The sequence below is a fragment of the Limnospira indica PCC 8005 genome, assembly GCF_000973065.1.
Lineage (GTDB): Bacteria > Cyanobacteriota > Cyanobacteriia > Cyanobacteriales > Microcoleaceae > Limnospira > Limnospira fusiformis.
Map to the genome: position 1 here is coordinate 2,961,743 of NZ_FO818640.1, position 13,240 is coordinate 2,974,982.

Annotated in this window: 10 protein-coding genes; 4 read left to right on the top strand and 6 right to left on the bottom strand. The window is 45.5% G+C overall.

Annotated elements, in window-relative coordinates; genetic code table 11:
- Positions 1-141 precede the first annotated feature (141 nt).
- Entirely contained in the window at positions 142-1,740 is a 1,599-nt protein-coding gene (gene gpmI, locus XZ46_RS12880; RefSeq protein WP_008050928.1) for a 2,3-bisphosphoglycerate-independent phosphoglycerate mutase, read from the top strand.
- Positions 1,741-2,018: 278 nt separating this feature from the next.
- Here gpmI and XZ46_RS12885 read toward each other — a convergent pair whose 3' ends face one another.
- Positions 2,019-3,692 (bottom strand): ABC transporter permease, encoded by a 1,674-nt coding sequence (locus XZ46_RS12885; RefSeq protein ID WP_006625528.1) that lies wholly within the window; start codon positions 3,690-3,692, stop codon positions 2,019-2,021.
- 183 nt (positions 3,693-3,875) lie between these two features.
- A complete protein-coding gene (locus tag XZ46_RS12890; RefSeq protein WP_006669961.1) occupies positions 3,876-4,916 on the bottom strand; it encodes an iron ABC transporter substrate-binding protein in 1,041 nt (346 codons plus the stop codon).
- Between the two features lie 428 nt (positions 4,917-5,344).
- Between XZ46_RS12890 and cruF the strand changes: the two genes are divergently transcribed.
- Positions 5,345-6,265: a gamma-carotene 1'-hydroxylase CruF gene (gene cruF, locus XZ46_RS12895; protein ID WP_006625526.1), complete on the top strand. Its 921-nt coding sequence runs from the start codon at positions 5,345-5,347 to the stop codon at positions 6,263-6,265.
- 340 nt (positions 6,266-6,605) lie between these two features.
- On the opposite strand, the gene XZ46_RS12900 is transcribed toward cruF, so the two are convergent.
- Together XZ46_RS12900 and XZ46_RS12905 are read right to left on the bottom strand one after the other, a co-directional pair.
- Complete coding sequence (locus XZ46_RS12900; protein WP_048895076.1) at positions 6,606-8,396, bottom strand: iron uptake porin; 1,791 nt, start codon at positions 8,394-8,396, stop codon at positions 6,606-6,608.
- Between the two features lie 558 nt (positions 8,397-8,954).
- Positions 8,955-9,818 (bottom strand): Tab2/Atab2 family RNA-binding protein, encoded by an 864-nt coding sequence (locus XZ46_RS12905; protein WP_006625522.1) that lies wholly within the window; start codon positions 9,816-9,818, stop codon positions 8,955-8,957.
- A 113-nt stretch (positions 9,819-9,931) separates the two neighbouring features.
- Between XZ46_RS12905 and smpB the strand changes: the two genes are divergently transcribed.
- On the top strand, positions 9,932-10,399 hold the full coding sequence (gene smpB, locus XZ46_RS12910; protein WP_006625521.1) for an SsrA-binding protein SmpB: 468 nt from the start codon (positions 9,932-9,934) through the stop codon (positions 10,397-10,399).
- A 25-nt stretch (positions 10,400-10,424) separates the two neighbouring features.
- The gene (gene fumC / locus XZ46_RS12915) at positions 10,425-11,831 is read left to right on the top strand and encodes a class II fumarate hydratase (protein ID WP_008050938.1); all 1,407 of its coding nucleotides are present in this window, start codon (positions 10,425-10,427) and stop codon (positions 11,829-11,831) included.
- 32 nt (positions 11,832-11,863) lie between these two features.
- Here fumC and XZ46_RS12920 read toward each other — a convergent pair whose 3' ends face one another.
- The gene (locus tag XZ46_RS12920) at positions 11,864-12,637 is read right to left on the bottom strand and encodes a Uma2 family endonuclease (protein WP_008050940.1); all 774 of its coding nucleotides are present in this window, start codon (positions 12,635-12,637) and stop codon (positions 11,864-11,866) included.
- A 191-nt stretch (positions 12,638-12,828) separates the two neighbouring features.
- Complete coding sequence (locus XZ46_RS12925) at positions 12,829-13,233, bottom strand: hypothetical protein (RefSeq protein WP_006625513.1); 405 nt, start codon at positions 13,231-13,233, stop codon at positions 12,829-12,831.
- Between the last annotated feature and the right edge of the window lie 7 nt (positions 13,234-13,240).

Here is a 13,240-nt window from a genome sequence, read left to right on the forward strand (position 1 = left end):
GGTTTTTGGGACTTAAAGGGCGGGTAGTGTCAAACCTATATTAGCTTGCTGTTGCCTTTTCACCTAGCAAAGAGTTAACAGTTTCGTCAAGGGGTGATATCATGTCGATGGAATTCACTCGTCGCTAAAAGGTAAGTTGGCATGGCATCAGTGTCTGTATCTCCCGTTGTACTCATCATATTAGACGGTTGGGGCTATCGTGAACAAACGGACGGAAATGCCATTGCTGTTGGCAATACCCCTGTAATGGATAGCCTTTGGACTGCTTATCCTCGAACATTAATTCAGGCTTCTGGTCGCGCTGTCGGTTTGCCCGATGGTCAGATGGGCAACTCAGAAGTCGGTCACTTGAATTTAGGGGCGGGACGAGTGGTTCCCCAAGAGTTGGTGAGGATTTCTGATGCGGTTTCTGATGGCACTATTCAGAATAATCCCGCTTTGAGTAAAGTTTGTGAGGAAGTTCGTCAGCGAGAGGCTAAGTTACATTTGATAGGTTTATGCTCTGATGGGGGTGTGCATTCCCATGTTGACCATCTCCTGGGATTGCTGGATATGGCTAAGGCTAAGGGGTTGTCTAATGTCTGTATTCATGCCATTACTGATGGCCGTGATACTAACCCTAATGATGGAATTAAGGTTCTCCAACAAATTCAAGACTACACTGAAAAAATCGGGGTGGGCCATATCGCGACTATTAGCGGCCGTTACTATGCTATGGATCGCGATAATCGATGGGAAAGGGTAAAAAAAGCCTATTCGATTCTGACTACCGATGGACCACAGAGCGATCGCACTATAGCTGAGATCATGAGGGAATCCTACGGAGAGGGTATCACCGATGAGTTCATTAACCCCATGAGAGTAGCGCCAGGGGCGATCGAACCTGGAGATGGGGTGATTTTCTTTAATTTCCGACCAGATCGCGCTAGACAGCTTACGCAAGCCTTGGTTATGGAGGATTTTGATGGGTTTGAACGGGAACTGATCCAACCCCTGAGTTTTGCGACTTTTACCCAGTATGACCCCAACTATCCCGTCGATGTCGCTTTTGAACCCCAAGGACTCGATAATATCTTAGGACAAGTAATTGCTGATCATGGCTTGAAACAACTGCGGACCGCCGAAACCGAAAAATATGCCCATGTGACTTATTTCTTTAATGGTGGTTTAGAACATCCTTTTGAGGGGGAAGATCGAGAACTCATTCCCAGTCCCGCCGTGGCTACCTATGACCAAAAACCCGAAATGTCTGCGGAGGAAGTCACAGAAGTGGCTCTTGAGGGTATCGCTAAAGGGATTTATTCTCTGATTGTGATCAATTATGCTAACCCCGATATGGTCGGTCACACGGGGATAATGGATGCTGCGGTTAAGGCTATTGAAACGGTCGATCGCTGTTTGGGAGAATTGTTAGCAGGTATCTCTAAAGCCGGGGGAACAGCCATTATTATTGCTGATCATGGTAATGCTGAATATATGTCCGATGAACAGGGTAATCCCTGGACTGCTCACACTACTAACCCAGTTCCTTTTATTCTGGTTGAAGGGGAAGTCCGTAAAATTCCTGGTCATGGGACTGATGTACCTTTGAGAAGTGATGGCTGTTTGGCGGATATAGCTCCGACTATTTTGGAAATACTCCAGTTACCACAACCGCCAGAAATGACCGGAACTTCCATGATTGTTAAATCTGAGTTATCCCTGACAGAAAATCGTAGTCCGGTCAGGGTTAGACTTTGACCGGAAATTGGTTAAGGGAGCCGGGATAATTAATTATTAATTTTCCTGTTCCCGGTTGGGCTTAATTTCTCAAAAGATTGACAAGGGGTGGCAGATGGTGCTATGTTAGAGACTAACTTATAATTTTAATCTTGACGCAAAAAATAAAATTGTCAATATTCCCATTATCTAAAATAATAACACAAGTAACCCTCCTAAAGCAACCCCCCAGCGGAAGGAATTTTTTTTAACATTTCTTAACTTTTCTTTACAAAAGTTAACATAATCATCAGATGGTCCTAGTCTTCTGACTGGGTAAGGCTAGGCTGGGCGTTTTTGATGCGACGTTCTTGGGAGAGAATAATCAGTGTAGCTAAGGTTGACACGAACAACATCATGAGAGCAGCAACTGAGGCTTGGGTAAAGGCGACACTTTCTGCTGTGGCTTGCCAAATTTGGGTGGCTAAAGTACGAAAGCCAATGGGAGAGAGTAATAGAGTGGCTGGTAATTCCTTAATGGAGGTGAGGAAGATTAACATAGCGCCACTAATCACGCCAGGACGAACGAGTGGTAAGGTGACATGGCGTAGAGTTTCCCAGGGTGTGCGTCCCAAAATACGGGCAGATTCTTCTAGGTTTGGGGATACTTGAAGTAGTGAGCCGCGCAATGTTCCGACGGCTTGAGGAATGAATAAGACTAGATAAGCAAACAGCAACATGGGTAGTTGTTGATAAAGCCAGGGTACATAATTGGCTCCAAAGAAGACGAGGGAGAGTGATACGACAATTCCCGGCATTCCAAAACCGATGTAGGATGTGCGCTCTAAGATGGCTGTGAGGCGACTAGGAAAGCGGACGGCGAGAATGGCGATGGGGAGTGCAAACAGGGTGGAAATGATGGCAGCTAGACCTGAGCTATAGATGGAGTTGTAGGCGGCGGGTAACATCATTGTGATCAATTCTATGGGGTTTTGACCTACTCGCAGACCACGCCCTAACCAGAAGAATAAAACTCCGAGGGGCATTACTAGGGAAAATAGTGTAATCAGGATACAAAAACCGAGGGCTAACCAAGTCCAGCGACCTAGGGGAATCAAGGGTTGTTGATGTTGACTAGCTGAACCTCTACTATAATAGGCTGCTCGCGATCGCGCTCGATATTCTAGCAATAAAATCAACCCGACTAAGGCGATTAATACTAGGGATAAGGCGGCGGCCATACTACGGTCAAAACTGGTGCGATATTGCAAAAAAATGACGTAGGTAAAGGACTCAAACCGCATGAGTGCGGGAGTGCCAAAGTCTTGGAGCGCATAGAGTGAGACAAGTAGAGACCCGGCGGCGATCGCTGGCCGCAGTTGTGGTAAGGTGACTCGCCAGAAGGTTTGATAGGGAGTATATCCGAGAACCCGTGAGACTTCTTCCATGGCTGGGTCCATACCTTGTAAACTCGATCGCACTGTGAGCAATATGTAAGGGTAGGAAAATAGTGTGGTGGCGATAATTACTCCAGACCAGCCATAAATAGAGGGTAGCCGCTGGACTCCCAAGGGCTCGAGGAGAATTTGGAGCATACTGCCACGGGGTCCGACGAAGGCTAATAGGGCAAAACTGCCCACATAGGTGGGGATAGCTAGGGGTAAGGTGGTGACTACTGACCAAAAACGCCGCCCGGGTAAATTGGTGCGTACTATTAGAAATGCTAGGGGAATGGCAATCAAAGCAGATAGGAGTGTGACAGATAAGGCCATACCTATACTGTTGAAAAATACCTGAATGGTGCGGGGTCGGGATATAAGGGCGATGAAGGGGACTAATCCAATGCCCATGGCCCTAATTACTAGGTAAACCAGGGGTAATGCCATGCCTAAAGCGACTATGGCAGCCATGATGACTAAAAAAATGGGAGGATGCGATCGCTTGGTGGAGAAATAGCTATTTAAGGATAATGTTTTCTTTAGGTTAATAGTCATTTAATGAAGGGATAATAGGAAAAATTAGGGGGATATTATAAACGGAAGTACCTGAATAAGTCAGGCAAAAATCAGAAGCAATTATACCATAAATGGTAATAAACGTCTGTTTAAGGAGCAAGTTTTCTGAACAAATCAGGAAGAGGTCTAGTGCTTCCTGATTGATAGGATGGGGTTCCCTGGTTATAAAACTCCCGCTGCTCGCAGCAACTCTAGTGTTCCTTCCAAGTCTTCTAAGTTACTGAGATCGATATCTGGGGGATTAATCTGATCAATAGGAATCTGTCCATTTGGTGGTTCTATTCCATCAATTAAGGGATATTCACTATTCCCTTGGGCGAAGTGTTGCTGTGCTTCTGGAGTAAGCAGAAACTCGATAAAGACTTCTGCTACTTCGGGTTGGTCTGTGCTATCGATAATAGCGACTCCGGCTATATTGATCATGGAACCTACATCACCGGTGGCATAGTGATAGGATACGGGGAAATTGGGATCTTCGGCTATAAAGCGGAACAAGTAATAGTTATTTGTCAATCCCAGGGCTACTTCACCGCGCCCCAAGCCTTCGACAAGGGTTGTATTATTGCGATAGACCTGGGGGTTATTGGCTTGCATAGCTTCTACCCATTCTCTAGCGCGTTCTTCGCCTTCATGCTTTCGCAGAGCGGTCACAAAGGATTGGAAGGAGCCGTTAGTTGGAGCCCAGCCAATGCGTCCCGACCATTCGGGTTGTGTAAGTTCCCAAATGGAGTTAGGAACTTGATCGCTGCTGAGTAGATTTGTATTGTAGTTAAATACGCGCGCGCGTCCGGTAATACCAATCCATTGTCCTTCGCGAGAGCGGAACCTAGGGTCTACTTGATTGAGTAAGGTTTCTGGAATAGTACGGGTGCGCCCTTCTCTTTGCAGGGCGCCTAAAGCTCCTGCATCTTGAGCAAAATAAATATCGGCTGGGGAATTTTGACCTTCTTCTAAGATGGTGGCGGCTAATTCGGCTGTATCCCCATAACGGACATTGACTTGAATGCCAGTTTCAGCTTGAAATCGCTCAAACATTGGACTAATTAGGTCTTCTCCGCGACCAGAATAAACGACTAAGGTTGCACCTGTTGTACCATTGGTGGCGGTTGTATCGGTGGTTGGTTGTTGTTGACCACAAGCGATGGAGATGGCGCTGGTGGCTATTGCTAACCCAATTAAAGAGATAACTTTTCTTCGTTTCATGTCATTTTCTCAAGTTTAAAGGTGAGCTGATATTCATAATATTTCTCAATTGCTGAGATATGAATAGCCCTAGTAATCGATTTTTGCAACCGCAGGCAGGGTATGATATGGATATTGGTGCAATGGTTGGTTGATAGTCTGTTATAACCAGGACACAACCTGGGACTTTCCTAGACATGGGCTACCATTCTGGCTTTAGTCCCACCAGCTAATTCAAAATTATTATAGATTAGTCTGGACTTTAATAAGAATAGTTGTCAATGGTCTGTCTGTCAATATGGCAGATATAGGATTTTGGTTTAGGGTGAGGCTAGGGATATAGTTAAACAGGGGGGTCGCGTTTAACAGCAAATGAGTCTATTGTTGTATAAAGATTTATAAAGTTTTCGGAAACGCGGTCTGCGTTTCATATCTGTTTGAGGAGTCCCATGAAGCAACTTCTGATGCAAGAGCGATTTTTTTTGACCATCCATATCCTGTCCACCCTGTTTGGTCTAGCGGGACTGCTAATAGTTCTACCTAATCCAGAACTAATTATTAACCTACCCCCCATAGGACAAAGTTTCTTTCAACTGAGTATGGCAGGGGGAGGAGTAGCTTATATTGTGTTTGGAGCGATCGCAGTTAGCTTATACGCCTATCGCACCCTAGGGCTGGTTACAACCCTAGGATTTATGGTGCCATCTATTGTCCTATCGCTGAGTAGTGAACTCCTGGGGACTAGCACAGGTTTTCCTTTCGGTCATTACCAATATCTAAACGGTTTAGGCTATAAAATCGCGGATCTAGTTCCGTTTACGATTCCCCTATCCTGGTTTTATATGGGTTTAACCTGCTACCTACTAGCGAGGGGTGGCTTAAAAGTAACGCTGGCTTCGAGTTGGGTGCGTCATGTAGCAGCTTTAGCGGTGGCCGCGATTTTATTAACGGCTTGGGATTTAGTCCTAGACCCGGCTATGAGTCAAGCACCTTTTCCGTTTTGGCAATTCCAAGAGGTAGGGGAATTTTTCGGAATGCCCTATCGTAATCTTACGGGATGGATGGGGACAGGTTTGGTGTTTATGACGGTGGCCGCGGTTTTATGGAGAGGTAAGCCGATTGTTTTATCTCGACCTCTGTTGACTCTACCTTTACTGGTGTATTTGACTAACTTTGGCTTTGGGGCGGTAATTACAGTGGTGGCTTTAGATCCTAAGTTTCTACTACCGACTCTATTAAGTGTATTATTTGGTGTGGTTCCGGCGATCGCCTTATGGTGGACTGCACTCAGACCAGATATGCCTACGTTAGAACCCAATTCTAACTCGCCAGAGGTGGCTGATTCTCCAATGAATGCGATCGCCAAATAAGATGATGATTGTGGTCGGTGGCATTCCCCTGGAGGTGAATTTGATTTTATCCCCAAAATTTAGGATTAACCCCCGACCCATTTGGTGATTTACCCCTAAATATCCCCTAAATGGCTCTATCCGTTATTAGACAATGGTTAGAGCCATTTACTATGGTGGTTGGTGGGCATTATTGAATAATTAGTCAAGTTCATAGGCGCAGTAAACCGATAAAACCATAATAGGCGATCGGGTAGATTTGTCAACGCCCTAAATTAATCAAGAAGAGATGGGGGGCGGCGCAATGAATTAATAGAATAGTCCGTCCCCCCAGGCTGAGAAAATGAGCGGGAAACTGTTATTAGAAACGGAAAGTCGTTCGCAGAGTTCCTACGAAAATATTAGCATTGCGGCTATTGTGATCAGGGTTAGTGACGACAAAGAAGCCGGGAGTGATGGAAATGTAGTCATTGAAGGCATAGCGATAGAAGGCTTCAATATGGAAGGAAGTATCGCGATCTTCCAAAGCTCCCCGGTCGTGGGAGGTAACTTTCGGAGGCATTCCGATAATAATACCACCCAAATCCCCTTCGCTAAAGGCATCGGGGAAGCCCATAGTGACAGCCCAGTTAAGAATTGTAGCACTATCACTGCCATTTCTTTGTTGATGAGCCCAGGTAGCACCAAACCAACCGCCTAACTGGAATTTGTCAAGGACGCGCCAGTTAAATTGTAAACCTAAGTTATCGCTGGTGGTGGCATTGTTTCCAAAGGGACGCTCAGAAATCCAGCTTCCGGTGCCGCCAGCAATATTCACGTCTTCAGTGCTAAAATACTTGCGGGCGTACTCGACGGCAAAAGCGAGGTTTCGATTGGGTTGATAAACTAATTGAGCGCCAGCGCTATTACTGCCATTGAATAGGCCATTGCCTTCGGTAGCATCAGAAGCATTACCGGCTAAATAAGCTAGATTAAGTTTCAAGGGAGATCGACTACCAAAGGTAAAGTTAGCGCCAGCACCTGCACCACCGGGTCCTCGAAATACGGCGGGGTTCCGTCGTCCAAACCGAGAAATTGATCCGGTGGAGGCACTTTCAAGGGGTGAAAGGACATCAAGAATATTGTCTATTCCCAGAGCATTAGCGCCTACCCAGAAGCGAGCTTTACCATCAAAAGCCGGGAAACGGTAGTTTAGATCATCTAGTCGGAAACCATTACTCCTGCCATCAATGGAAGTGCGAGCCATTAATGTATTATTGAGACCAAAAGCTCTCAGGTTGGGAATGTCTACGGCTTCTAAACGAATTCTCAGCCTGTCTCGACCGCTAAAGCTGCTATCAAAGTTGAGACGGGCCCGGTAGCCGAGATAGGTTTCGGTGGGGTCATCACTGGCTCGGCCAAAGGGTCCCCCTGCTACATTATGACGAGAGCGCGCGCCAAAGCTATCTCCTGCCCAAAATACTACTTCCCCACTAAGTTTGGTAGTAGTGGAGAATTGGTTAGCTTCTAATTCGGCGGTTCTGGCTTCTAGGGCATATACGCGACCTCTTAAAGTGGCTAGTTCTGCTGCAAATTCTTCCTGAAGCCGTTGGATAACTGCTAGGTCATCACGAGTGACCAGATTAGCTACAGAAGCGGCAATTAGTTCGTTAACTCGCTCTAAACAGGCATTTAAACCAGCCGCAAACTCAAAACGAGTCATGGCTCGGTTTCCCCTAAAGGTTCCGTCGGGATAACCTGCGATACAGCCATAGCGCTCAACTAGGGACTGTAGGGCTTGGAATGCCCAGTCTGTGGGTTGCACGTCTGACAACTGGGAAACAGAAGTTACCTGTTCCATGGAGTCTTCTAAGCCACTGTATTGGTTGATTTGCTCGATACCTAAGATGCTGATTTCTGGCTCGGTTTCGGGCTGTATTTGAGCTAATTCTAAAGGTTGGCTTGGGGGTTCGGACATGAGGGCGATCGCCACATTAGACTCTGGGCTGATAGACTCTTCTATCTCTTCAGTAGTTACCGGGTCTACTTGAGATGTCATGTCAAATTTAGTGGCTATTTTTTCTGTGGCTAAGGCGGAACCTGCACTTAGCAGCAGGGCTGCACCCACCAAGCTGGGACTGTGGAGGGTCTTCCAAAGAATTTTGTTTGTCATTTCTAATCTCACACCAACGCTAAAACATCTGAAAATCGGTTAATGGCTCTAGTTCCTGGAACCACCATTAATTGAGAGTTTTTTCTCATGATTTGGGTTGTCTAATTACTTAGAAACCTTTTCCAGTAAACATTTGAACCCTTTAAATCCAGGATAGGGCTCTGGGTATGGCTCTGGACACCAATTGCAAATAACTCTCTTTAAAATGTTTATATCATGAAAGTTGATTTTTCACGCTAATGATTCTCAATTAGTTAGCAACCTAGGTCTGGCCCCGGCAAATTAGTTAAGTGTAGCTAATGTATGGCTGCCAATAGTTTTGATTTTCCAAAGATTGTTAAGAATTAATAAGGTTTTATGGCTAACTGTAGGGTCGGGTGCTAGGTCAGCCACGGGAAAAACGAGAGGACTGCCGCACCGACCCCCGGAGAAAATGCGATCGCCTAAAATGGGCATATTGACAAAAATAAGATTGTATGTATAGAGGTGGGATGTTTTCCGGGTGAGTGGGAGAGGGGATAATCAATAATCGTATGACCCCCCTCCGGTGTAATGGGATTAGAAGTCTAACTGCTGAAGCATCCAGAAGCCAGCAAAGGACTCGGAATTAGGGTCAGACTGAATAGCCAAAAAATGCACATTCTTAGCCGAGAGTTTGGCTTGTTCAAAATTCTTGGCTTCGGTCTGGGTTTTGGGGTCGGTGAGGTTAGCCAAAATCCAACTCTCATTTTCCCCTGTTTCCAAAATCAGGTTAGGGCGGGGAGTTTCCACGAGTCGCAGAAAGGCTAACTCCAACCCGGACATCCAAGCGGCTAGGGGTATGGCGCGTGTCGTGAAAATAATCAGACCCGGAACTGGTGTTTCTGGGGATAAGCCCATCATGGGTAAACTGAAGGCTTCGCCAAAGCCGATATCCCATTCTGGCATATCTTCAAAGGCGGCGGCTTCTAAGGAAACGATCGCCCACTGTTCCCCCTGAAGTGCATCTGGTAGCGGTTGAGGTTCGCCGGAGACAAACTGGACTGATGGGTTAGTTCCTTCCTGATAATTAGGATAAGTGGGATAAACTTTGTCGATGCGTTCTTGTAGCCACTGAAACAGGGTATAGGTGCGACGACTAGCTGATGCGGGGATATCTAATCCTTCAGCAGCTTTAGAGATCATATTCGCCATGGGACGGCGGAAAAAACGAATTTTTGATGGTGGTAATGGTGCTTGGGCGATCGCCTCTTGAATAGCTCCCTGCAACCAGATAGAGTTAACCTGGGTACTGGGACAAAATTGTGTATAGCGGAATAGAGACTCGGGGCGCGATCGCACATCTAGGGGGGTTTCACAGATAATCACCTCCCACACTTTTTTCCCGTCTTCGTCCCGCAGCGGACGACTATAAAAATCCAGTTCCCAAATCGTTCCCTTCATTGGATGCTAAAAACTCGCTATGTATACTAAACTCAATTTTTTATTGTCCCATTAAAATGATGGTAACAACAAGGTTGTTGAATTAACCCTGGTTCATGGTACAATGATAAGTCATGAGTAAAGACACTAACGGATACAAAATCCTCACCGATAACCGTAAAGCTCGCTATCTGTACGAGATCCTAGATACCTACGAAGCCGGAATTGAACTGAAAGGCACGGAGGTTAAGTCGATCCGGGCGGGTCGCTCTAATTTGCAGGATGGTTATGCCTTGCTGCGGGATGGAGAGGTGTGGCTGATTAATGTTCATATCTCCCCCTATGAGAATACGGGTAATTTCTTTAATCATGATCCGCGCCGTACCCGGAAGTTGTTGCTACATCGCAAGGAAATTAATAAGCTGATTGGACAGGTAGAACAAAAGGGCTTGACTCTGGTTCCTCTGAAAATGTATCTGAAACGGGGACGGGTTAAGGTGATGATTGGACTGGCGCGAGGTAAGAAGTTGCACGACAAGCGAGAGACGATCCGGCGCCGGGATGACGCGCGGTCTATGCAACGCGCACTCAAGCAGTTTTAATAGATAATGGACGGGGAACTTAGGGATGAATCAGGACATGGATGCCAATATGCGAGTTGAACGCGATAGCATGGGGGAAATTCAGGTCCCCGACGATCGCTATTGGGGAGCGCAAACTCAGCGATCGCTTCATTATTTTTCTATTGGTACTGATTTAATCCCCCCAGAGGTGATCGCCGCTTTTGGTATTCTCAAAAAGGCGGCGGCGTTGACTAATCAAGACTTGGGAAAACTGCCCCCAGAGCTGGCAGAATTGATTAGACAGGCCGCGCAACAGGTAATTGAGGGTAAGTTATCGGAACATTTCCCCCTGCGAGTGTGGATGACTGGAAGCGGTACCCAATGTAATATGAATGTAAATGAGGTGATTGCTAATTGGGCGATCGCTTCTGTGGGCGGAAAAATGGGCAGTAAAAACCCTATTCATCCCAATGACCATGTGAATATGTCTCAGTCGTCTAACGATACATTTCCGACGGCTATGCACATCGCAGCAGCTTTGGCGTTTCATCAGCGCCTAATTCCTAAAGTCCGAAAAATGCGAGATGCTCTGGCTCAGAAATCGGCAGAATTTAACCATATTGTCAAAATTGGTCGCACCCATTTACAAGATGCTGTTCCCCTGACTTTAGGACAGGAGTTTTCCGGCTATGTGGCGCAACTAGATGCCGACCTAAAACGCATTGAGATGGTTTTACCTGATTTGTATGAATTAGCTATTGGTGGAACCGCTGTAGGAACCGGCCTAAATGCGCCGCCTGGGTTTGCGGAAAGGGTGGCGGAACACATTGCCGAAATGACAGATTTACCCTTTGTTTCAGCACCCAATAAATTTGCCGCTATGGCGGCTCATGATGCCATAGTTATGGCAAGTGGTGCCTTAAAAACCTTAGCCTGTTCTTTGATGAAAATTGCTAATGATATTAGATTTTTAGGGAGTGGTCCGCGCTGTGGTTTGGGCGAATTAATTTTACCCGAAAATGAACCGGGTTCTTCAATTATGCCAGGAAAAGTCAACCCCACCCAATGCGAGGCTATGACTATGGTGGCGGCTCAGGTAATGGGGTATGATACTGCTATTAGTATAGCGGGTTCCCAGGGTCATTTCGAGTTAAATGTGTTTAAGCCAATGATGATTTTTAACCTGCTACAATCGGTTAATATCTTGGCAGATAGTTGTCATAACTTCACTGATTTTCTATTGGTTGGTTTACAGGTAAATCGCAGTAAAATTAACAGTTATTTAGAACAATCTTTAATGTTGGTAACTGCTTTAAGTCCTAAAATCGGCTATGACCGAGCCGCAGAAGTCGCTCATTTGGCTTTGGAGAAGGATTCCACCTTAAAGCAGATTTGTGTCGAATTAGGCTATATTTCGGCTGAAGAATTTGACCAAATTGTGGTTCCGAGCAAAATGGCACACCCTCATTAATTGATAGTTAACATCAACTAACTTTCTCAAATCTATGATTCCTCTAGCCGCTGACGTACCACCTCTACAGATAACCCCAATGCTACAGAAATTTGCTGTACTGTTAATCCCATATTGTCTAATTGAGCAATAGCCGCTAAACGAGCCTGACGTTCTTTTTGTGCTTCCAATTGAGCCTGCTGTGCTAACTCTTCCGCACTCAAATAACGTCTCCCCTCTTGGTCAAACCAAGACAGGATTTCTCGGTCAATACCACCTAATGTAGCTTGACTTCTCCCAATTCCTAAACCGATTTCTGGTAGCCAGTAGGGTTCTCCCGTTTGTAACTGGTATTTACCATCAATTTGTCGATAAATCTCGAAGGGTTGATGGCGATCGCGTTGGTAATATTCTGGGTTATAAATAACGTAGTATAGTACCCCCAACTTTTCATAAATCGCCATTTTGGACTCATACTCATTTCCCGGAGTCCAGGAAACCACCTCTAACACCAACTGAGGAACCATTCCCCCTTCTTCCCAGACCACATAACTTTTCCGAGATTTATTACCTGGTCGGCGGCGGTTCACTCCCACCGTCAGAAAACCATCAGGAATTACTGGGACTCTGGGGTTATCCCCGCTGGTGTGATAAATTCCCATATCTACACCGAAATACCAATCATTGCGGTCTTTCCAGATAATTGCTAGAAGAAATAATAGGTAATTGGGGAGAAAGTTTTGGTCTTCGTTATCCACAGGAGTATCATCAGAGTCGGGAAGTTCATCACTGGTGGGTAGATTTTTATAAAGGTCAATAGAAACCATAGGTCTAAACCAGTAGAAGACAGTTTTAAAAATTCGATATTTAAATTATAGCATATCTGCGATCGCGGGTTATTTATTAATGTTTAATCAAGTTTTTTTAAGAAAAAATAAGGGTGGGTTTATCATTCTTTTACTTTGTAGTAGCAAGCTGATATGATGAACCCAACCCTAGGTTATTTTCGGGGGAAGTGTTATTTTAATATGTTTGACACTTCAGCATGAATGAGGGCAATATTTGGGTCACGCTGAATGGCTTGATAATAACGCTTTTCTCGTTCGGTTCCCTGTTCATCTACTCGCAGTAGAAATTTAGCTTCTTCTAGTAGTTCGTTAACTTGGTCTAAGGTGACGGGTTCTTTTTCCTCTAGGGTTTCGTCAATTTTGACAATAAATTGGGAAAATGGTCGCAGCCAGCTAAACCAATCATCTCCAATTACTAGCCGGAAAAATTCTCCTTTAGAGGGGATACGTCCGTAACACTTCTCATAAGTAATGCGTTCGGACTCTAGGAGATTTTTATGTAAGTTAAGTAAGCCTGTCCGCAACTGACGCAGACGCTTAAATGGAAGATTGAGAGGAGATTGAGTTGAGGACATGAATACA

Excerpts from the sequence above, each read along its gene's own strand:
- XZ46_RS12905 (WP_006625522.1), bottom strand. The coding sequence starts at position 9,818 with ATGAAGGGAACGATTTGGGAACTGGATTTTTATAGTCGTCCGCTGCGG.
- XZ46_RS12890 (WP_006669961.1), bottom strand. The coding sequence starts at position 4,916 with ATGAAACGAAGAAAAGTTATCTCTTTAATTGGGTTAGCAATAGCCACC.
- smpB (WP_006625521.1), top strand. The coding sequence starts at position 9,932 with ATGAGTAAAGACACTAACGGATACAAAATCCTCACCGATAACCGTAAA.
- XZ46_RS12925 (WP_006625513.1), bottom strand. The coding sequence starts at position 13,233 with ATGTCCTCAACTCAATCTCCTCTCAATCTTCCATTTAAGCGTCTGCGT.
- cruF (WP_006625526.1), top strand. The coding sequence starts at position 5,345 with ATGAAGCAACTTCTGATGCAAGAGCGATTTTTTTTGACCATCCATATC.
- XZ46_RS12900 (WP_048895076.1), bottom strand. The coding sequence starts at position 8,396 with ATGACAAACAAAATTCTTTGGAAGACCCTCCACAGTCCCAGCTTGGTG.
- XZ46_RS12885 (WP_006625528.1), bottom strand. The coding sequence starts at position 3,692 with ATGACTATTAACCTAAAGAAAACATTATCCTTAAATAGCTATTTCTCC.
- gpmI (WP_008050928.1), top strand. The coding sequence starts at position 142 with ATGGCATCAGTGTCTGTATCTCCCGTTGTACTCATCATATTAGACGGT.
- XZ46_RS12920 (WP_008050940.1), bottom strand. The coding sequence starts at position 12,637 with ATGGTTTCTATTGACCTTTATAAAAATCTACCCACCAGTGATGAACTT.
- fumC (WP_008050938.1), top strand. The coding sequence starts at position 10,425 with ATGAATCAGGACATGGATGCCAATATGCGAGTTGAACGCGATAGCATG.